20 protein-coding genes and 3 pseudogenes are annotated in these 20207 nt (G+C 45.9%); 15 read left to right on the plus strand and 8 right to left on the minus strand.

Annotated elements, in window-relative coordinates:
* Window positions 1-524: 524 nt before the first annotated feature.
* From QXV08_RS02390 to QXV08_RS02435, 11 genes and pseudogenes are all read left to right on the plus strand, one after another.
* Window positions 525-2399: an OPT family oligopeptide transporter gene (locus tag QXV08_RS02390; RefSeq protein WP_342784577.1), complete on the plus strand. Its 1875-nt coding sequence runs from the start codon at window positions 525-527 to the stop codon at window positions 2397-2399.
* A 234-nt stretch (window positions 2400-2633) separates the two neighbouring features.
* Window positions 2634-2795: pseudogene (locus QXV08_RS08940) on the plus strand (M20 family metallo-hydrolase); the annotation flags it as partial.
* Window positions 2796-3245: 450 nt separating this feature from the next.
* On the plus strand, window positions 3246-4919 hold the full coding sequence (locus QXV08_RS02395) for a Na+/H+ antiporter NhaC family protein (RefSeq protein WP_342788065.1): 1674 nt from the start codon (window positions 3246-3248) through the stop codon (window positions 4917-4919).
* Window positions 4920-5270: 351 nt separating this feature from the next.
* A complete protein-coding gene (locus tag QXV08_RS02400; RefSeq protein ID WP_342788054.1) occupies window positions 5271-5477 on the plus strand; it encodes a hypothetical protein in 207 nt (68 codons plus the stop codon).
* Between the two features lie 232 nt (window positions 5478-5709).
* On the plus strand, window positions 5710-6315 hold the full coding sequence (locus QXV08_RS02405; RefSeq protein WP_342784581.1) for an alanine:cation symporter family protein: 606 nt from the start codon (window positions 5710-5712) through the stop codon (window positions 6313-6315).
* 74 nt (window positions 6316-6389) lie between these two features.
* Window positions 6390-6850 (plus strand): annotated as a pseudogene (locus QXV08_RS02410) (amidohydrolase family protein).
* Window positions 6847-7005 carry a hypothetical protein gene (locus tag QXV08_RS02415; RefSeq protein ID WP_342784583.1) on the plus strand — a complete coding sequence of 53 codons (159 nt, stop codon included), beginning with the start codon at window positions 6847-6849 and terminating at the stop codon, window positions 7003-7005. The pseudogene QXV08_RS02410 and the gene QXV08_RS02415 overlap by 4 nt, the downstream one beginning before the upstream one ends.
* Window positions 7006-7007: 2 nt before the next feature.
* A pseudogene (locus QXV08_RS02420) lies at window positions 7008-7454 on the plus strand (HAD-IC family P-type ATPase); the annotation flags it as partial.
* Window positions 7455-7498: 44 nt separating this feature from the next.
* Window positions 7499-7726 carry a hypothetical protein gene (locus QXV08_RS02425; protein ID WP_342788053.1) on the plus strand — a complete coding sequence of 76 codons (228 nt, stop codon included), beginning with the start codon at window positions 7499-7501 and terminating at the stop codon, window positions 7724-7726.
* Between the two features lie 225 nt (window positions 7727-7951).
* Window positions 7952-8194, plus strand: a complete 243-nt coding sequence (locus tag QXV08_RS02430) for an HAD family hydrolase (RefSeq protein ID WP_342784915.1) — start codon at window positions 7952-7954, stop codon at window positions 8192-8194.
* Between the two features lie 34 nt (window positions 8195-8228).
* Window positions 8229-8573 (plus strand): HAD hydrolase family protein, encoded by a 345-nt coding sequence (locus QXV08_RS02435; RefSeq protein WP_342784587.1) that lies wholly within the window; start codon window positions 8229-8231, stop codon window positions 8571-8573.
* A gap of 382 nt (window positions 8574-8955) precedes the next feature.
* Here the strand turns inward: QXV08_RS02435 and QXV08_RS02440 are convergent, their stop codons facing one another.
* Together QXV08_RS02440 and QXV08_RS02445 are read right to left on the minus strand one after the other, a co-directional pair.
* Window positions 8956-9450, minus strand: coding sequence for a PIN domain-containing protein (locus QXV08_RS02440; RefSeq protein ID WP_342784589.1), 495 nt, complete (start codon window positions 9448-9450; stop codon window positions 8956-8958).
* 3 nt (window positions 9451-9453) lie between these two features.
* Complete coding sequence (locus tag QXV08_RS02445; RefSeq protein WP_342784591.1) at window positions 9454-9714, minus strand: ribbon-helix-helix domain-containing protein; 261 nt, start codon at window positions 9712-9714, stop codon at window positions 9454-9456.
* A gap of 171 nt (window positions 9715-9885) precedes the next feature.
* Here QXV08_RS02445 and QXV08_RS02450 point away from each other — a divergent pair, with 171 nt between their 5' ends.
* On the plus strand, window positions 9886-10929 hold the full coding sequence (locus tag QXV08_RS02450; RefSeq protein ID WP_342784593.1) for an ATP-binding protein: 1044 nt from the start codon (window positions 9886-9888) through the stop codon (window positions 10927-10929).
* A gap of 309 nt (window positions 10930-11238) precedes the next feature.
* Here QXV08_RS02450 and QXV08_RS02455 read toward each other — a convergent pair whose 3' ends face one another.
* The 4 genes from QXV08_RS02455 to QXV08_RS02470 form a co-directional block, all read right to left on the minus strand.
* On the minus strand, window positions 11239-12645 hold the full coding sequence (locus QXV08_RS02455; RefSeq protein ID WP_342784595.1) for a hypothetical protein: 1407 nt from the start codon (window positions 12643-12645) through the stop codon (window positions 11239-11241).
* Window positions 12646-12748: 103 nt separating this feature from the next.
* On the minus strand, window positions 12749-13663 hold the full coding sequence (locus QXV08_RS02460) for an ABC transporter permease (protein WP_342784597.1): 915 nt from the start codon (window positions 13661-13663) through the stop codon (window positions 12749-12751).
* Window positions 13660-14625 carry an ABC transporter permease gene (locus tag QXV08_RS02465; RefSeq protein WP_342784599.1) on the minus strand — a complete coding sequence of 322 codons (966 nt, stop codon included), beginning with the start codon at window positions 14623-14625 and terminating at the stop codon, window positions 13660-13662. Before QXV08_RS02465 ends, QXV08_RS02460 begins: the two co-directional genes overlap by 4 nt.
* Window positions 14626-14631: 6 nt before the next feature.
* Window positions 14632-16374, minus strand: coding sequence for an ABC transporter substrate-binding protein (locus QXV08_RS02470; protein WP_342784601.1), 1743 nt, complete (start codon window positions 16372-16374; stop codon window positions 14632-14634).
* 128 nt (window positions 16375-16502) lie between these two features.
* Between QXV08_RS02470 and QXV08_RS02475 the strand changes: the two genes are divergently transcribed.
* Entirely contained in the window at window positions 16503-17192 is a 690-nt protein-coding gene (locus QXV08_RS02475) for an ACT domain-containing protein (protein ID WP_342784603.1), read from the plus strand.
* Window positions 17193-17256: 64 nt separating this feature from the next.
* Window positions 17257-18255: a membrane dipeptidase gene (locus QXV08_RS02480; RefSeq protein WP_342784605.1), complete on the plus strand. Its 999-nt coding sequence runs from the start codon at window positions 17257-17259 to the stop codon at window positions 18253-18255.
* A gap of 199 nt (window positions 18256-18454) precedes the next feature.
* Here the strand turns inward: QXV08_RS02480 and QXV08_RS02485 are convergent, their stop codons facing one another.
* Window positions 18455-18952, minus strand: a complete 498-nt coding sequence (locus tag QXV08_RS02485; RefSeq protein WP_342784606.1) for a transcriptional regulator — start codon at window positions 18950-18952, stop codon at window positions 18455-18457.
* A gap of 112 nt (window positions 18953-19064) precedes the next feature.
* On the opposite strand from QXV08_RS02485, the gene QXV08_RS02490 reads away from it, so the two are divergent.
* The gene (locus tag QXV08_RS02490; protein WP_342784608.1) at window positions 19065-19382 is read left to right on the plus strand and encodes an MTH1187 family thiamine-binding protein; all 318 of its coding nucleotides are present in this window, start codon (window positions 19065-19067) and stop codon (window positions 19380-19382) included.
* Here QXV08_RS02490 and QXV08_RS02495 read toward each other — a convergent pair.
* A complete protein-coding gene (locus QXV08_RS02495; protein WP_342788374.1) occupies window positions 19310-20176 on the minus strand; it encodes a hemerythrin family protein in 867 nt (288 codons plus the stop codon). The two genes, QXV08_RS02490 and QXV08_RS02495, sit on opposite strands and share 73 nt — an antisense overlap.
* Between the last annotated feature and the right edge of the window lie 31 nt (window positions 20177-20207).

Consider the following 20207-nt stretch of genomic DNA (forward strand, 5'->3'; position numbering starts at 1 on the left):
ATGCTGAATACATATATCACAGCATGATATAATGACAACGTATGAGCTCTCTAATAGTCACTGAATACACTTACTACGCATTAAGGTCGATATTTCACTACGTGGAAAAAGTTTAAAACTAACGTAGTTAGATTACTACGGTGAAGAGTGGGGGAAACAGTTCTTAAGCTTTCTAAGCAGTTATTCATCATAGATGTTAGTATTGAACCCAGATGAATATATTACAAAGGACGAGGATACTGAGATCACTTTACTTATTTATCCCGTTTGCTGTGGGCTGTTATAATTGCTTTGCGATAAAATGGAAATAGATATGTAAAAGTTCTTTTTCTATTGATCAGTAATTATAGCGATGTCTATTTCTTCAATGGTTTAATTCAGTGTATTTTATACGCTAGATAAATTATTAGCAAACATTGTTATCGCGTGATCAAGGTGGTATCTGCTGAACACTAGGTATCTAAACCTTGTTTAATGGTTTTTTATATATTTCTCGAGAAATATATCCATATCGAGGTGACAATATGCCATATGTTCCACCCGAGAAAAGTCTTCCCGAGCTAGCTCTGAAATACACTATACTGGGAGTAATATTGTCAATAGTAATGGGTGCTGCAAATGCCTACCTGGGCCTATATGCTGGTATGACTATTTCCGCAAGTATTCCTGCAGCCGTCATCTCTATGGCGTTATTCAGAGCACTTGGTGAGAGAAATATTCTTGGAAACAACATTGTACAGACAATTGCTTCCGCTGGCGAAGCCCTTGCAGCAGGTGTAATATTCACTATGCCAGCGCTTATAATTCTACAATTGTACACTGAGCTACCCTACTGGTTAACCACGATTATGGCTGGCCTCGGTGGTTCGCTCGGAGCATTATTCACAGTAATACTTAGGAGAGCATATATAATCCATGAGAAACTACCTTTCCCCGAGGGCAGGGCTTGCGCAGAAGTATTAATAGCCGGCGACAAGGGCGGCGCGCATGCTAAGCCACTAGCATATGGTGGAATCATAGGTGCAATCTACAAGTTTCTCAGTGGAGTAGGCCTATGGCCTGGGAGCCTCGAGGTAGCTGGGAGCGCCGGACGCATACCTCTATACTTCGGGCTCGATCTATCTCCTGCACTACTGGCGGTTGGCTTCATAGTTGGCTTAAACATCGCGATACTAGTGTTCCTTGGTGGCGCATTAACATGGTTTATCTTCATACCGATCCTAGCACAAGCTGGTTGGCCGAGCCCAGATCCAGTGGCAGCAGCGTTTGCAATCTGGAGAAAGCAGGCTAGGTTCATCGGAGTTGGCGCAATGCTCGTGGGTGGAATATGGAGCTTAATAAGGCTTAGATCAGCGATAGTAAAAGGCATTAAATCGGGGCTCAAAGCAGCTAGGGCCAGGAGAGAAGGACAAGGTAACATTGTTAGAACAGAGATTGATCTGCCGATGAACTACGTGTTAGCATTAACCGCCCTATTCGTTATTCCACTAGCTATACTGTACTTCGTTATATTGAATGATCCCTTATTGGCCTTAATAATAAGTGTACTCATGTTCATATTGGGATTCATTGGTACAGCTATCGCTGGATACTTGGCCGGTACTGTTGGCTCATCTAATATGCCTGTATCCGGCATAACAATTATGAACTTACTGATAACCGCGCTGCTTCTAAAGGTGCTTGGTTTCCCTGTCCATGAAGGCGCGGTAGCAACTATACTAGTAGCTGGAGTCATATGCATGTCTGCTGCTATAGCTGGGGATATAATGCAGGACTTGTATACTGGGTACATGGTTGGTGCTACTCCATGGAAGCAGCAAGTAGGCGAGATCATCGGAGTATTTGCTGCAGCATTCTTCATGGCTCCGGTTATCAACTTATTGATAACAGCGTATGGTATAGCTGGTACCCCCACAGAGAAGCCTGGCGTAACTCCTTTGCCAGCACCTCAAGCTACGTTAATGGCTAGTTTAACCAAGGGTGTTTTCGAAGGGGTCGTTCCATGGGATATGATTACTATTGGCGCAGTGCTCGCTATAGTGCTAATAATAATTGATGAAATACTCAGAATCAAGGGATCAAAGTTCAGAACACCCGTGATGCCTGTAGCAGTAGGTATATATCTGCCGCTTAGCTTAGGTATGCCAATATTCATAGGCGGTATATTGAGGTATATTGTTGAAAGAAAAGTTGGAACGGTTAAAGAAGTCGATTATGGTACAATTGGTGCAGCTGGTTTAATAGCTGGTGAAGCAATATCGGGCATAGTGCTCGCAGGGCTAATAGTGAGCGGGGTCTCCCTGGCAACGCCATTTACCAGCGACATACTCGGATTCATACTACTAATATTGGTAATGGCTTGGCTCTTTAGAACGGGCCTTAAGAAGGTGGCAGAGTGATCTCATCCAATAAACTTTTTCCAACTTAGCAAAAATATTTTTAATCACAGTCCACATTAAGATCAACATGATGACTTAATGAATAATTTTGCATACAATCATCAAAACGGTAGATCCATTGAAAGATACTGCTGTTAAAATTCTAATGGATCTCATTACCAAGTCTTCTGTGAACCCTTTGAACCAGGGCTTGTTGGCGATAAATTATATGGACATGGAACAGGGAATAATGGTCAAGGTATAGCATCCCTCATTGCTGCCAAGGCCCTTCGGATCATGGGGTTTAAACCAACCAGAACAACCGCACCGGCTTTCGTTAGCGATGAGGAGGCTGGTTCAAACTACGGGTTAAGGTATATCATCAAGGATCACTCCGAGTTATTTGGAAAAGAGTGATGGGATCTCTAGTCCCCGATGCTGGTTCTAGTAAAGGAGACTTCATCGAGGTCGCTGAGAAGGGTATTCTCCGGGTTAAAGGTATCCAAACTCATGCTAGCACCCATAAGGGCTGAAATATTAAATTATGCCTTTCTATGCCTTTAAGGGCTATTATGTGGGCTGACGCAGAATACTCCTCGTAACCTCGTTGTACTCTCTGGAAACTTACTAGGTATTTACCCTCGGGCGAACGGTAAACTGTGGTCTGCAAGTTTCCTTGTTTGATGCGAGATTGGATAGTATACTGTTTAATGTCGCGTTAGAGCACTGGTCAGCTTATAACCGTCTCCGTTAAAATATTAGTGGGGGAGGAGCTCTGTGGAGAGGCGTAAGCTGTTGAAAATAGTGGTTGTCTTAATTGTGGTTGCCATAGCCTTCATCACATATGTGCCGCCGAACGCCGGGTTTATGCCTGGAGACAAGAGGTTCCCCTACGTTACGTTCCCGTTGCTACCGCCCCTGCTGGCAATCGCGCTCTGTATGGCTACAGGACAAGTGTTACCAGGGTTGTTTCTTGGTATATGGGTTGGCGCGTTAATGTACAGTGCCTACAACCCAGCGATCGCCACCTATAACGTCCTAGATTGGTATGTTAAAAACGCTACGGATCCATGGAACGCGGGCATACTCTTGTTCGACTTCGTGATAGGGGCCTGGGTGGGGTTGCTCTATGCCTCTGGCACTATTCACGCCCTAGCGAACGTATTGCTACGAGGAGTTAAAACCTCGAGGAGAGCGGGGTTAATGTCTACTATCCTTGGGACAATAGTGTTTTTCGACGACTACACTAACACGGTGATCGTGGGAAATGTCGCGCGGCCCGTTACAGACAGGTTGAGGGTTAGCCGCGAGCTCCTTAGCTACATAGTGGATTCAACCGCTGCACCAGTAGCGGGATTGCTATTCATCTCGACGTGGATCGGCTTCGAGGTCTCACAAATAAATGGAGCTCTCACTAGCCTCCAGAAGGCCGTTGCCGATGGGAAAATACCTGTTGCCCCAGATTTATCCGCTTACTCAATGTGGCTTAGTGCTCTCCCCTATCACTTCTACTCTCTTCTAGCAGTTACGCTGGTCTACATAGTGGTCTTGACCAGAAGACATTTTGGCCCAATGCTCAAGGCGGAATGGAGGGCCTATAAAGAGGGGAAGGTTTTGAGAGACGGGGCGTCGCCTCTGATGCCGACAGAGGAGGTTCTCGGCGCTGGGCCAGCTTCTCGAAAACAAGTCAGCCACTGGCTTTTCATAGTGTCAGTCCTGGTCTTACTGGGTATGGCACTAATAGGAATGTGGGCCACTGGCGCCGAGGAGCTGGAGAGATTCTGGGAGACGCCTTTCATGGACGCCTTATCCAACGCTGACTCCTCTAAGGCCCTCTTATTGGCATCTTTCTCAGCCTACATGGTAACCCTCGCCTGGATCCTTGCGGATAGAGCCATGTCTCTCGCCGAGGCCATAAAGTGGACTATTAGAGGCATGTATCTAATGGTGTATGCTAACGCCATCTTGCTACACGCATGGACTATTAAAACCGCGACAGACCTCGTAGGGACAGCAGATTTCGTCGTGCACTCCGCACTCGCGGCGGGGGTACCGGTTGTACTTGTCCCTCTAGTGATATTTCTAGCCTCGATGTTCATCGCCTACACTACAGGCACGAGTTGGGGAACTTTCGGCATAATGATGCCCATGGCTGTCCCCATGGCTTGGACCCTGGCCCTCTCACAGTTCAACGGCAACGTAGACATAGCATACACCATGACTTTCGCCACCATAGGGGCCGTCTTCGGTGGCGCCATATACGGCGACCACGTATCCCCAATAAGCGACACCACGATCATGTCTTCAATGTTCTCAGCATGCGATCATATAGATCACGTTAATACGCAGCTACCGTATGGAACGCTCGCGGCTTTCACAAGCATTCTACTATACGTACTGTTCGCGCTAGGAGTAGCAAGCCCCATTATACTCATACCAGTTGGTATAGTGCTATTGATAATATTCCACTACCTACTGAGCGAACTATACGCGAAGAAGACAGGACTCCCACCCATCGTCCCAGACTACAAAGCCTCCTAGTCCCCGAACATTTTTCTTCCCATCTTCTTTCAACACTATTTCTACTCAGTGCTATTCCTGCCTCGTCAACAACTCGATGCTTGCACCAGCCATCAACTCGGTGCCCCACTCTATTCTATCAAGTCTCCTTATAGTCTCCAGGGGGATGAGTCGAAGCCCATGAGCGGATTTTTAATAATTTACCTGCTTGAACCCCTAGCTTAACACAGTGGCCCGAGTTAAGCTTATGCACAGTCTTTCTTCCCGCTGGACTTAGCTTCTCAGGAGCCTATTCCTGTCTCAACCCCTGCCCTTTAGGGCGGAGAGGATGTCAGATATTAATTAGGGGCTTAAAGTAAAGCGAAATGGTGGATGCCGCCCTGTGAAGCTTCCTGTGGCTACTGTTCTATTACTAGCGGTTGTCGTAGTTTCAACCACTGGTTAGTCTACTATTTGTCCCAGGTTTACTGGGCTAACCCACGCTCTAATGTCGTGGCAGAACCTGTTGTTATTAGAATCAACTACACGGTGGTCGAAGACCCTGGTTTAAGGGTCACTGTCTGGGACATGGTCAAGTAACTCAACTAGACTGGTGGCGATATAGCTGTTTTGAAGATAACCATGGAGTTGGAGAACAGGGGCAGAAACACTAAATTGTGTTTTCTATACCTCTTAGAGTTATTGTGTAGGCTGGTGCAGAGTGTCTGTCTAATCCATATCTCTTGGATATATCCCTGAAAAGCTTGTAAACTCTAAAGACTGCAATTTTACTTGGTGGGCTCTGGTTCCCGAGACCCGTGGCTGAGCCGTGATGAGCCCAGCCGTACCAGATACAATCTGCTACACCTCGATACATGAAGACACTGCTCAGGTGAACGGAAGCGCTCCTCACATACATGCTACTGCTAAAGTAGACCATCCAGTGAAGCAGGGCATGTGGAGTATCATGGAAGTCTTCATCGATACAATCATCGTGTGTACGACGACTGCCCTTGTGGTAGTTGCTACAGGTGTTTGGCAGACCGGCAGAGGCGGTGTCGGTGCTATCCTCCAAGCATTCGAATCCGTCTATGGCCCCGTAGCACCGGTCATACTCTATATAACGCTGTTCCTATTCGTCTTGACTACTAGTACTGGTTGGTACACATATTACGAGGTTGAAGCAAGATACTGGCTCAAGAACAAACCAAGGCTCATGAACGCCCTCATAAGGTTCTTCCAGGTAGGGTCGCCTCTCATAGTGTGGGCTGTCGGCGCGACAGCATTGCTTTACGGTGTGGTACCGGCAGTGTTCTGGATTCTGGGAGACATTACCTCAGGTCTTCCCATATATGTAAACCTAGTAGTGCTTCTTGCATTATCGCCGATCATATTCAAGGAAGTTAAGGACTTTGAGTCGAGATTTAGTACAGGGTGAGTCGTTGGTTGCTAGCAGGGTTCGTAAACAGTAACATATACATATCGTTCAAACCACTCAGAAGAGCAGAGGCTATGATCGTCGCTAACGGGAGAGTAATCTATGTAGGGGAAAATAAAGTTGTAGAGACTGTAATCAAAACGTTAGGAGGTGAGTTAGTAGATCTAGGAGGCAGGGCTATTCTCCCAGGATTTATAGACTCACACCTACACCTTGACGAGTTAGGCATGTACTTAAACATGCTTGATCTACGTGGAGTATAAGAGAGCTGAAGGAGAAGTTGAGAAATTATGCTAAAAGTGCGAAGACCACATGGGTGCTTGGCCATGGGTGGGATCAAGAGCTTTTTGAGGAGGGCAGGTGGCCGACAAGACACGACATTGACAAGGTCGTCAATGACAGGTCTGTGATGCTCTCGAGAGTCTGCATGTATGCAACCGTTCTAAACACGAAAGCTATGGAGATAACAGGGCTCATGAAACTGAAATTGCCGGATGTAATCCGGGACGAGCATGATCTCCAACGTGGGTTATGAAGGAAGAGGCTTTCGACTTAGCTAGAAAGAAATTCAAGGAGACGCTGACGAACAACGACTACGTCGAGTTTCTGGAGGATGCGGTACGCTTCGCTGTTTCACAGGAGAACCACTACCTGTATACAAGAAGGCTTCAACAAGAGATCCTGTTTTAGCTGGAAGTAAACTTGTGTCTGGGTACATGAAGATTAGGGCAACAAGAGTTGGTAGAGAAATCATTTTATACAAAGTAGTTGAAACCATTAGAGAAGCCCAGTTCTACAAGCCCAGAATAGTTAGGTTGGCAGATAGAGTAGTTGGATACTTCACCTGGGTTATCATAAGCCTCGGCGCCCTCACAGCCTTATACTGGTCTACATATGTAGGCGATATAGCAAAAGCAGTGTTCTTTGTTGCAACAGTATTTGCAACTGCTTGTCCCTGCGCAATTGGTATTGCTATTCCAATGACGGCTTCAATAGCTGTCTTAGCTACTTCAAGGAAAGGAATTGTAATTATGCGCGCAGATATATTTGATAGAGCACTAGAAACTTCCGTTGTACTATTCGATAAAACAGGCACCTTGACTACTGGGGCACCATTCGTGAAGAAATCATGTTTCTAGATAACGCTCTAGGCAAGAACACCATTCTCTCTCATGTTTGTAGCTTGGAATCTAGAAGCGAACACCCAATAGCTAAAGCCATAGTAAAGTACTGTAGTGAACAGGACATTGGGTTAATGAATGTCGAAGGGTTCGAGCACTTCCCAGGGCTGGGTGTCATAGGTAGAATTAGTGGCTTGACTGTAGCCGTTGGAAGTACCGAGTTGATGTATAGACTTGGAATTGATGTATCAGGCAACGTGGAGAAACTGCTGTCCTCCTCCCCGTCCTGAAGGGTGGTTCATTGGTTCCCTGCATCTATTCGGGGCTGCATTCATCGTCTGTGGTGCAGTTAAGGGAGTCAGGGCTTTTCTCATCTTGGTTTCCACGAGCTCTAAGGCTATTCCATGCTAGAGGTATGCCTACCGAGGCTCTCTCAAAGAATACGCTAGAGAACTCAGCCTATAAGCTTATCACCATCCCCACCCTAAAAAACGAGGCTTCCAGCTGTAAAAGAAATTGGTGAGAGAGGTGGAACACTAGTTGCGGTAGCAGTAGAGGGAAGACTTGTCGCGATCATAGAGATCTCTGATGAGCTTAGGCCAGAAGCTGTAAAAGTAGTTGAATACTTAAAGAAGCTAGGTATGAGGACTGGTATAGTTAGTGATGATGCTCCAGAAGCTGTTAAACACTATGCAGAAGTACTAAGAGTGGATTTTTACTACTACAGGCTTAAGCCCTTCGACAAGGTAAGTATGTGAAAAACTTCAGCTGGATGGCGAGAGGGCCCTCTACGTGGGTGATGGTGTAAACGATGTAGCTGCAATATCAACTGCAAATGTTGGTGTGGCTATGGGTAGTGGAGTCGACATATCCAAGGAGGCTGGAGATGTAGTTATAGCAAGCAATAAACTAGTGGACATAGTTTTCCTCATAGAGTTCAGCAGGAAGGTTAGAAGAAAATTCCTCGAGAACCTATTCTGGGCGTTCATATGCAACACCATACTACTTCCAATAGCAGCTGGAGCTTTCTACGGCTATGGCATCTTTATAAAGCCAGAGATAGGAGCAATCGTAATGATGCTAAGCGATGTCAGCGTTGTGTTAAACTCACTAAGGCTCTTAAAGATCAAGGGTTGAAAGCGAATAGCTTAATCCTCGAATATCGAGGGAAGAAATCAAGACTTTCACTAACTGTAGTCATAAAGGGGTATACGTTTACAGCACACATTTCGATACTCATACAGGGCTTTTGCGGTTCCAATGCTCAACCACGGTAAGATCAACTCACCCTGTATTCAATCCTCATTGACGCACCTAACTCCTTCATTAACTGAGAATTGTGAACTCCAGTAATGCCTTTAACATCACCAATAGAATCTGAATATACTCTTACCTATACCCATTACGACATTATCTGAGCATGTCATTAATAGATGGAGTCTATGTAGTGATAACGTGAGCCCTCTTCAGGGGACAGAGCTTATTGATGGCGTTTGAAAGCTTTACGTAGCATGTGAGTTTACTTTACTAATTCAATGGTTATTCCAAGAGCTTTCCTAATGTCTTCTTCGCTGTTTTTAAAGTCAGCGTCAGCTGTTAGTAGAGCGTGTATCTGAGCGCCTTGGCTTTTCATGGCCTTAATGTAGGCTAAGTGGAGTAGATCAAGCGTTCTAAGCCTCAATTCTCCTGTTAATTCTATAGCATATGCCAAAGTCTTATAGAATTGGCCGATCGGGGTCCTCGCCGACCCCTTCACGCTGATATACCTGAAGTTAAACCTTTTCATAATATACAGGATGACGGCTATGAGTGCTACGCGGTCACTTACCCCTAGCTTATCTCTTATAGTAGCCAGTAGCTTGTGTTGTCTAGCAATTATTCTTGCAAGTTCAGTTACCACTAGTTCAGAGACTACTTTGTCTTCATGGATTTCTAGAGTTTTTCTCGCTTCATCTCTTCTAGGATCCATTGGGTCGAGGGCAGCGACGATCACGCTTGTGTCAACGTAGATCAAGGCTTAAAACCTCTCCCGTTCAGCTAGCAACTGTTTAAGAGCACCTTCGAGTTTAACCGGTGTATCACCCTCCTCTTCCTCTAGCTTGAAAAGCTCGTTTACAGCTTCGATGATTACTTTAACTCTTCCCACACGCTTAACACCAATCCTAATCAAGTCCCTCAAAGCCTCACTCCTTGAATTATAAACACCTAGATTCACAAGCTCATCGATAAGCCTCAGCGTATCATCGTCAAGCCTGACAGGAACAACCCTACTACCCATAATACATCCCTAAGTATACATATACGTATACGTATTATAAAGCTTTCACTAATGCTGAAGCTGTTCCATATTCGAGGAAAGACCACAACAGCTGATGGGCATCAAAAGACTCCTATATGGATTTTAAATTTATTAGTCCTACCCCAGAACATATATTCTGGGGTAGAACTGTTGTTGTTCGATCCAAGGCCTAAGACCAGTAGAAGCGAGCTTTTTGGAAGGGATCGCGAGCTTGAGCTACTTCACGCTAATATTGATGTACCTGTTATAACTATATCTGGCATTAGGAGGATAGGAAAGACTTCTCTCTTAAACGTTTTTCTCAGCGAGGTAGATATTCCTAGCGTAATAGTTGATTTAAGGGATTTGCGCGCTAACTACGGCTTGCGGGATTTATACAGCCTGCTATCGAAAGCGTTTTCATCGGGGCTTGATAGACTGCATGATCTTCTCAGGTCGATATCGGGTATAAGCATTAAGGGTGTTGAAGTAGAGATTAAGTGGAAGGGCAGAGGAGCGCTCACACTATCCTCGCTCTTCGACGCTCTTAACAGGAGAAGGATCATTATCGCCTTCGATGAAGCCCAGAAGCTCAGAGGCCCTCGTTCACAGGAGTTCTTGAATGCACTTGCACACGCGTACGATTATGATAGGAACATAACTTTTATACTAACTGGTTCAGAGGTTGGTTTACTCTACGGGCTCTTAGGGATTGACAAACCTGGTTCGCCCCTCTACGGAAGGTACTGTTTCAATCTTAAGCTGGAGAGATTCAATGAAGACGTCTCGCGAGAGTTCTTGGAAGCCGGGTTTAAGGAGTTGGGGATGGATGTGGAGAGAGAGGTTATAGAGAAAGCTGTTGAAGAATTCGACGGTATACCTGGTTGGCTAACGTTTTTCGGCAACGAGTATGCTAGAGGGAGTAGAGACATAGATAGGATAAAGAAGCTAGCTGTAGACATAGCCCTAAGAGAGCTAGAGAATATTGTGAGAGAAAGAGGGAGAAGATACGCATACGTGCTCAAAGGAATAGCTGAGGGTGTTAGAACGTGGAGCAGTTTAAAGAGGTATGTTGAAGAGAAAGAAGGAACAGTTATATCATCGAGTATATTACATAATATATTGAAAAACCTTGAGGACATGAGCATAATCTACAACTACCAGTTCTTGGATCCTATATATAGAGAAGCATCGTTGAGGGTACGCGCGGATTAAAGTTAAAGATTTGCATGTGAAACATAATCGAATAAACAATACGATAATCTTGGACAAGGCTGAAGCATCGGGTTGTAGTTTTCTGTATCAGTTCGTGTTTTCTATGTTTATAGGAGCATCAGGTGGTGGCAGTCTGACCTCCTCCCCGCCATAGAAGGGCAAGGCTTTCAGTTGTAAAATCTGATATAGTAAATATAGTCACTAATTTGGCAAAAATTATCGGGTTAGTACTACTATAGTTAATAAAAATATTTTTAACAATTTTTAACAAAATAGTTATTCAGAAAAATATCGTTTACGAGTATGTGGCTACCAGTAGTATAGGCTTGTGGGATATAAGCTTACGCTGAAGGATATGCTTGCAGCATCACCAGTATTTAGTGCCGTGTTAAACTGGTGTTGGATTATCATCGGCAAGACGTCTCCATACCTGTCTGGGTCTAGGAATCCTATCGAGGATGGTTCTACGGTGAACAATATGTTGGTGAGCTGAGACTCGCTTAGACCACCCGGTTGCAGCTCGTGTTTACTAGCTGCGATGCCGTAAGGCGGGTCGGATATATCGTACCATGTGTAATAGGGGGCGTTAGGCTGTGTTATAGATGTTGAAGTTGAGTATGAAACCGTGGCTCGAATACCCTGTCCAACTGATGCACCAGCATTCCACGCGATAGTGTAGGTTACCGTTGAAGCAGAGCCAGCATTCTTCGGCTGCCAATCATCTAGGACCTGTCCAGGCCATGTAGTAGTGTGCCAATCGGTCTTCGACACGAAGGTTTTAGGATAGTGGTAGGTAGGGGAGCACCACGGCCACCACCAGGGGCAACAAGTAGTAGCATAGCCTTTAGCTGAGTGCTCGACGTGGGCTAGAAACGCGTGATACAACTTGCCGCCCAGCGTGGTTGTATTGGCATAGAAGTAGTCTACTTTAACAGCCATATAGCCTGTAATCTCGCCACAAACCGCTCCAGTGAAGTTGGCTGTTATCCATCCAACGAAGCCTACGGGGTTGAAGCCGTTTAGACTCGTTATGGAGGCTGGGCCGGCGGCTCTATACAATGCAATATTATTTATCTCTGCATCCTCCATGAATCCCATCCACTTGACTACGAGCAGCATGGTCTCCTCGAAGTCTTCAAGGGTTTCGACTACGATAAACCCGGTTGGGTTAACGCTGAAGACTAATGCTTTAGCTTTGAAAACCTCGGGCTTAACTCGGAGCGCTTGTAGTTTATCATTTAACTCAGGGCTTGAGAGGGGTAGCAGCGGCTTAAGACCTATAGACCCATAGTATTTGAGCACCGCCTCTAGGCCGGCTTTAGAAAGTTCTTCATCACCGTAGGGGTTCAAGACTACTATGGCGAGCTTAGAAATATTACGTGTCGCTCTAGTTAGCTCGTTAAACATATCGATGGGTCTGCCAGCGAGCTCTGATACATTAAGGAGAATAATGCTGGGGCCGTTCAACCCCGTTAATTCTCCAGCAGTGTAGACTTTAATGCTGAACCCTAGGGCTTCCAAGCTCGATTTGTCAATGTAGGGGATAGCGGATGTTGAAACATATAATTGAATGCCGAGCCCGCGTAGCACTAGCGAGATATTAGAATAATCGGTCTGAGGGCACTCCCCGGGCTTATATGGTTGAGTGAACACCGGCAGCAACGTTATTGCTGCAAGCAGTATTGCAGCAATAATGATCCAACGACGGATATCCATGATACCGCCAGTTTATTCTATATTTATTTTGATTTTATACTTTCCCCATATACATCTAACCTCCTCCTCGCCCTAAAGGACGAGGCTTTCACTTGTAATCGCTTCAATGCTGGGAACCGACTTGCAGGAGCCTTGGGTTAAACTCCTTTTCTAGTCCATTTCCTATTAGCATTATAGAGTACGCTAGTGCAACCAGCATAATTCCAGGCGGTATGAAGTACCACCATATACCTGCTGCAAGTGCTCCCGAGGTATATGCGTTATACAGGATCAATCCCCAGTTCCAGTCACCAACGCTACCAACACCCATGAACACTAGTGCTGCATGGGAGAATATAGCGGTTGAAACAGAGAGCACTGTATTTGCTATTGTCACAGGGATTACTGCTGGAAGGATATGTCTTACTATTATCCAGGAATTCGATGCGCCGAGGGATCTAGCTGCCTCTACATACGTCCACTCCTTCAACGATAACACGACCGACCTAACTACACGTGCTATAGGGCTCCAGTTCAGTAAGCCTATTATCAGTATCACCGAAGCTATACTTGACCCGATGATAGAGCCAACCACGATCATCAACACTATTGAAGGTATCGTTAAGAGGAAGTTCACGACCTGCATTAACACCTCGTCTACCAAGCCCCCATAGTAGCCTGACACCAGGCCTACGACCAGCCCAATGATGGCTGTTATAATCGCCGCTGATAAGCCAACTATCAGTGAGGTCTTTATCGAGTAAATATTCAAGGTGAATAAGTCACGCCCCATCTCATCTGTCCCAAACCAGTGCTTAGTGCTTGGCGGCTGGAATATACTGGATGGATCAGTGTCCTCTGGTCGATAGCTCGTGATATAGGGTGCGAGGGCTGCCAGCACCATGTATGTCAGCACTATTGTTAAACCTATCTTGACACTACTATTCCTCCTAATGATCGATACTATTTCTCGCAGCATGTTCTTCGCTGATGTTGTTAAGCTAGTAGCGAACCTACTACTACCTCTACCCGTGGTCATGTTCTCACCCTTGGATCAATCAATCCATATAATAGGTCTGCTATGAGGTTGGCTAGTACAACTGAGACAGCTATTACGAGGAAAGCCCCTTGGAGAAGCGGGTAGTCTCTATTATATACGGCTTCATATATCAGCCTTCCTATGCCTGGCCATGCGAAAATAGTCTCGGTGAGTACAGCGCCTGAAACCGAGGTAGCTATCGCTATAGATATAGCGGTGAGAGTCGGTAGCATAGCATTCTTCAACCCGTACTTGAAGAGTATCCTCCCCTCCCCGAAGCCGACGGCGTGGTACGTCCTGATATAGTCCTCGCCCAGCACGTCAAGCATTGATGCCCTGACTAGCAGTGTGAAGCCACCGTAGTTCACGAGGACAAGGGTTATGAATGGTAGTATCATGTGGGATGCCAGGTCGTATAGGTGTTCAAGCATTGAGGAATAGTGTACACCGTAGTCACGCATACCGGTAACTGGGAGGTGAAGATAGTTTATTGAGGCCAATATTAGTAATCCTCCAAGCCAGTAGGTTGGAAGAGTGTACAATACTAGCGCCGACCCGCTGACTACCCTGTCAACTAAGCTACCATGCCTCCAAGCCGATACCACGCCAGTTAGTACTCCAAGCAGTATAGACACTATTGTTGCAGGTATAAGGAGCACCAGTGTGTTCACAATTCTCTCTAATAGTATCCCAGCTACCGGCTGCTTATAGTAGAATGAGATACCTAGGTCTCCTCTCACAGTGTTCCATAAGTAAATGAAGTACTGTTCCCACAGCGGCTTATCGAGCCCGAATTTCTCCCTGAGGTAAGCTAATTGATCCTGGGTCAGCCTTGGATCCCTGAACATCAGGGAAATAGGGTCACCTGGGAGAAGCCTGAAAAGAATGAATGCTATAGATAGTAATATGAAGATGGAGAGAAAGCTTGAAAAAGCCCTTCTAGTAAGGAACGCGGTGTTCACAGGGTATCACCTCCTGAATCTATTAATTAAGACCACTACTGCCACTACCGCGATAGCCCCCGCTGCTGCACCTATCACTAGGTAGTCGCTGTTGCCGCCCTGGGCTGTAGTGGTGGTTGCAGGCGTTGCGTTGAGAAATGTACGCCAGTCATCACCTCCGAATGGCCCGCCGGGCCACTCGTAGTCGAAGCCAGTGAATTTCACTGAGTGTGCTTGTACAGCCTCTATCTCGCAGAGGGGTATGTATGGTAGGTCGTTGTACAGTATCTCCTGGAGCCTCCACGCTATATCCTTGATCTCGTCCACGCTTGACGCATTATATATTTTCTCATAGAGGGAATCATACTCGGGGTTGCTGTACCCTGAATCCGAGATACCTGTGAGGGTACGCCCGGTTGTAAACACGTCGAATTGTGATACATCGTTGGGGCTGACTATCCAGTCCCATATATCTATATCGTGTCCAAGCCTGATGACCCCGTTCACGTTATTCCATATAATGGCGCTCATGCTACCAGTATCCATTGCCTTGATCTCCACATTGACACCTATCTGCCTCCACCAGTTTGCGATGACCTGTGCCGCGTTAACTGCTTCGGGGAACTTGCTTGGCACGAGTATAGTGTATGAGAGCGGGACACCATTACTGGAGACTCTTACGCCGTTAGGGCCTAGCTTGTAGCCGGCTTGATCCAGTATTTCTGCCGCCCTGCTGAGGTTGAACTCGTAGGGTTTGAGATTCGGGTTATAATACATATTCGAGGATGGGAGAACGGTTGCTATCGGCTTAGAATACCCATGCCACGCTGTATCACAGACGTAAGTTACATTTGTAGCATAGGCTAGGGCCCTTCTAACATTCAAGTCCTTCAGGGTTGGATTACCTGTTCCATTAGGGTCCACGTTGAATGCTATGTAGAAGTATGTTGTTCCAGGGGATGTAAACACCTTGAACCCCGGGTTGTTCACGAGGGCATTGCGCATCGCCATCGGGATATAGGGTCCAACGGCATCTATGTCACCGGCTAGCAGTGCGTTGGCTGCACTGGTTACATCGGGGTAGAATTTAACTATGATCCGGTCTACCCTAGGTAGATACCATGGATAGTAGAACCTGTTATATGGCTCCAGTACAATGTATTGTCCCTCCTTGTACTCGGTGAGCCTGAGGGGGCCAGAGCCTATGGGCGGGTACCCGTTATACGTTGAGGGATCACTTATATTACTCCATATATGCTTCGGCACTATCGGTATGGTGCTCGCTGCAAGGGCGAAGAATAACGGTATAGATGACACGGTGAAGTCTATAGTGTAGTTATCGATGACTCTTATAGACTCAACAATCTTGACGTTTGCTGCCCTGGATGACCACGGCTCGCTGGCTAGGTGGAAGCTGTACTCTACATCGGAAGCCGTGACCGGTGCTCCATCATGGAATGTTGCATTGGTTACAAGGTGGAATCTTACAGTGTCTCCACCGATAACTTCCCATGAAGCAGCCAGATCTGGAATATATGTTGAATAATTACTGGAGACTCTTACTAACCTGCTATAGATATCAAGGGTTATCCACGTTGATATCTGTGCATAGGTTGTAAACGGGTTGAATGTATCTAGCGAGGTACCACCCCACCCTACCCTGAAAACGCTCTGGGACTGCGCAGTAGATACTGTGCTGACCGATGGTGTAATCAGCAGTAAACCCACTATTACTGCTACAGCTTTAACAATTACACTTCTGGTACTCATAGTTATCCACCAATGGTTAGAAAAGGCTTCGTGGAACAGAGATAAAAGCTTTTTTACATATATGAAACACTTTAAAAAGAAGTGTTACACTTGGAATATATTTGTTACATTTAGTCATAGGTGGTGCCATGCCCAGGGGAAACACGAGTGTAAGCAGTATCGTTAGGGAGATCGTCGAGAGTGATCCATGCCTAGTGGAAGCATTGAGTAATGGATACGTGAATTACAGTAAGCTATCGGAGAGGCTTGCCGAGGTTATTAGGGAGGAGTATGGGGTATCATGTACACCTAGTTCCGTTAAAATGTCGCTGCTACGTAGCAGGAACAGTGTAGCTAGGCAATCCCTTAACTCAAGGATCTTCAGGGTTCTAGCCAGAAGCAGTATAGAGCTTAAGACAGGCCTAGCTATAGCGACATACGATTATACAGTGCTCCACAAGGTGTTCAAGAGCGTTCACGAGCTGGCTGGCAGGACACGCTTCATATCTATCTCGCAAGGCATAGGTAATATAACTATAATAGTGAACAGCGAGCTACTAGATGACTTAGCGGACCTGATAGATAAGGAGCCAGTGTGGCTTAAGAGAGATGTCTCAGCAATCATAATAGTAAGCCCGATCGAGAATATTGAGACACCAGGCTTCATATCTTATATAACAACACTCCTAGCCAGGAAAGGGATCAACATACTCCAAATAATGTCAGCCCACAGTGACACCATCATAGTAGTCGATAGGAAAGACTCCGTGGAGGCATTTAAAACACTAGAGTCAATAATATTGAAAGCCAGGGAGGCTGACAAAGAGTCATTGAAATAAATAGATTAATGTAGCCAACCTATTTATTTAACTTGGAGCATTAATTTATTCCAGGTGCATCCGCTTGAACCCGCCTCTAGTAGACCTTCACGAGGATGTAGCAGCCTATGTTCTCTCGGGAAGCCTGCTCAACCCATTCCCATTGAAACCCTTGGACATTGATGAACCGCTTCGGCATGCCGATATCCCGAAGTACCTCGCCAGCAACACGAGGCTTGTTGTCGCCAGCGTCTTCCCCATGATACCCTGGTACTCCCGTGGTGGGAGGATATCTTACAGACATTACCCGAGCCTTGAGCTGGTTTACACAGGGTTAGACTTATACAGGAACATTGTGTTAGCCCACAGGGAGTTCAAGCTTGTACTAGGTAGGGACCAGCTACAGGGACTCTTCGATGAGAAAGGTGATGGCATAGGCTTACTCGTGGGGCTTGAGGGGGCTGATTCATTGAGGAGCCCGGAGGACCTGGATCTCTTATATGCTGGCGGGCTACGTGTATTAGGGTTGACCTGGAACTATAACAATAAGTATGCCTCCTCCTGCAGGACACAGATCGATAACGGCTTGACCAGGGAGGGCTTAGAGCTCGTTGGGAGAGCCGTAGAGCTAGGGGTGGCAGTGGATCTAGCCCATGCAAGCGGGAAAACAGTGAGAGACACATACGAGGCAGCAGGGAAGCCCGTAATAGTCAGTCACGCTAATACTAAATCAGTTCACAATCATCCTAGAAACCTGGATGACAAGACACTGGAAGTGGTGGCGGAGAGCAAGGGGGTTGTAGGACTAGTATTCATAGCTTCATTCGTGTCAACCGGTATACCAGATGTATCCAGCCTTGTCAGACACGCGGTATATATAAGAGACAATTATGGAGTGGACATATTAGCAATAGGCTCAGACTACTTCGGCTCACTTGACGCACCACTTGTTAAGGGATTGGAATCCATCGATAAAATAGGGAGCTTATGGAGCAAGCTACTCGAGGAAGGCTTCACTAGGGAGGACATTGAAAAAATAGCCTGGAGAAACCCGCTAAGAGCACTTACAGCATGGCTGAAATAACCTCTGACCTCCTCCCCGCCCTTCAGGGCGGGGAGCCGTCAGCTTTATCATGAATAATGATTCTCTACCATGGGGATAGAAGCTTTTATTAGGACTTCTTCATTGATGTGTAGATTACTTAAGGATATGGTAGACTCCGCCTAAGTGTAGTTATGCCTGATGGTATTCAGCGTTAGTGTTAAGCGTCAGGGTATGATGACTAGAGCATCTTATAGGCTTCATCCAAGTGTTTTTTAATCAGTTCCAGCTTCCTCCTTAACTCTGCCAACTGTGTTTCTAGTTCCTGGTTTCTCTGCCTTAATTCATTGTTTTCTCTTTCCAGGTTACTTAGTTTCACTGCATAGGATTCTACATCAGGTATGTCTACCTCAATGAAGCCGTTTCCAGCCTCCAGCTTTTTTAACACGTCTGAAACAGCCTTGCTGAGGGCGTCCTCGGTCCTCAGGTATTTCCTAACAGTTTTCTCGGGTACTCCGAGCTCCTCGCTTATTAAGCCATAGGAGTAATTGGCCTTGAACCTCGCGAAGACGGCTGCCGCTGTGGAGAGCTCCTTGATAATGCTTGACTTATCCTCGCTGCTGGAAAGCAGCGTGGTGAAGCCTGGCCCGAATACTGTTGCCGTGTATAATACTGCCTCGAGGAGCCTTATCTCCTCCTTGCTCCCCGGTTGCAGGGGAGCATATAGCTTCACCAGCATTGTATGCTTTCACCCCGGGAGATATATTATGTATTAATATGCTTAAATATGTTTCCCACCAACTTCCCCACAACACTGATAAAGCCCTCTAAAAACATTTCTTAGCCAGGGGATGAACGTGAAGTATCTTCTAACACTGAGAGTTATACCCATAGGAACCTGTTCCACAAGCCTCAGTAGCTATGTGGTCGAAGTGGAGAAAGTATTATCATCCCTTGGATTAAAGCATGTATTAACGGCTTCAGCAACGATAATAGAGCTCAGCGATCTAGGCGAGGTCTCCAAGATACTGGAGTCAGTGGTGGATAAACTGGTTGCTCGAGGCGTTAAACGAGTCTCAATAGATTTATCAATAGACTACAGAGTGGATAAGGAGTTATCGATAGAGGGCAAGGTTAGATCTGTCGAGGAGATGCTGGGGAAGGGCTGAGTCAGAGAGATCAGTGTTGGACTACTCCCCAGCTTCCTTCTCCAGGCATTTTTTTTCAAGTACTCCGCCAGATCCATGTCATCCTTCAACATGTAGTCAAGGTATGATGCAATATATATGTAGAGATCCGTGAGTAACTTGACGAACTGAGATGCATTACTAGTGGAGGCCAGCTTATCCATAAGCATCTTGAACTCTAAGTGTCTCTTTACATGGGACTCCTTCTTCCTCTTATCATACCTACATTTATCCTGGAGCATCTCCTCGAGCTTGAAATGTCCGTCGCATGCGTCATATGCTTCCCTGAAGGCTTCCTGTATCTTGCCTAATTCCCCGTCGAGTATATACTTGATCACTATATTGAACTTCTCAAACATCTTCCTGTGCGCAGCGTCGAGAGGTTCTACTCCTAGATTATATTTCTCAATCCACTTCATGAATGGCGATTTAACCCTGTACATATCTAGTTTTCTCACGTTGCTGGAGTATAGGAGGCCTTTAATAAGCTCTGGGTTAACAGGTATTTCTCCTCCATCTGGGCGACGGCACTCAGCGTTAAGAATCATATCGCCATTCATGAGAAGCATGCATGAAGTACCTTCCTGATTAATGATGTGAGCCATATAATATTCGTTCTCAGATGCATACCTGCCTACAACCTCCAGTAATATTTTTCCTCCTCCTTCCAACACTGTTGACTCAATAATCTCTACCTCTAGTATGTCTAATAGTTTACTCAGCGGTATCAGCTTCTGTACGTTTTCTATGTCTTCTCTTATAACTATACTCTTCATTAATGGTCCCCCTTGATCATTATTTACAGCT

The sequence above is a fragment of the Desulfurococcus sp. genome (assembly GCF_038881575.1).
Classification (GTDB): Archaea; Thermoproteota; Thermoprotei_A; order Sulfolobales; family Desulfurococcaceae; genus Desulfurococcus.

Excerpts from the sequence above, each read along its gene's own strand:
- QXV08_RS02470 (WP_342784601.1), bottom strand. The coding sequence starts at position 16,374 with ATGAGTACCAGAAGTGTAATTGTTAAAGCTGTAGCAGTAATAGTGGGT.
- QXV08_RS02415 (WP_342784583.1), top strand. The coding sequence starts at position 6,847 with ATGAAGGAAGAGGCTTTCGACTTAGCTAGAAAGAAATTCAAGGAGACG.
- QXV08_RS02460 (WP_342784597.1), bottom strand. The coding sequence starts at position 13,663 with ATGACCACGGGTAGAGGTAGTAGTAGGTTCGCTACTAGCTTAACAACA.
- QXV08_RS02400 (WP_342788054.1), top strand. The coding sequence starts at position 5,271 with ATGCCGCCCTGTGAAGCTTCCTGTGGCTACTGTTCTATTACTAGCGGT.
- QXV08_RS02390 (WP_342784577.1), top strand. The coding sequence starts at position 525 with ATGCCATATGTTCCACCCGAGAAAAGTCTTCCCGAGCTAGCTCTGAAA.
- QXV08_RS02405 (WP_342784581.1), top strand. The coding sequence starts at position 5,710 with ATGAGCCCAGCCGTACCAGATACAATCTGCTACACCTCGATACATGAA.
- QXV08_RS02395 (WP_342788065.1), top strand. The coding sequence starts at position 3,246 with ATGCCTGGAGACAAGAGGTTCCCCTACGTTACGTTCCCGTTGCTACCG.
- QXV08_RS02455 (WP_342784595.1), bottom strand. The coding sequence starts at position 12,645 with ATGGATATCCGTCGTTGGATCATTATTGCTGCAATACTGCTTGCAGCA.
- QXV08_RS02475 (WP_342784603.1), top strand. The coding sequence starts at position 16,503 with ATGCCCAGGGGAAACACGAGTGTAAGCAGTATCGTTAGGGAGATCGTC.
- QXV08_RS02490 (WP_342784608.1), top strand. The coding sequence starts at position 19,065 with ATGAACGTGAAGTATCTTCTAACACTGAGAGTTATACCCATAGGAACC.
- QXV08_RS02445 (WP_342784591.1), bottom strand. The coding sequence starts at position 9,714 with ATGGGTAGTAGGGTTGTTCCTGTCAGGCTTGACGATGATACGCTGAGG.
- QXV08_RS02485 (WP_342784606.1), bottom strand. The coding sequence starts at position 18,952 with ATGCTGGTGAAGCTATATGCTCCCCTGCAACCGGGGAGCAAGGAGGAG.
- QXV08_RS02495 (WP_342788374.1), bottom strand. The coding sequence starts at position 20,176 with ATGAAGAGTATAGTTATAAGAGAAGACATAGAAAACGTACAGAAGCTG.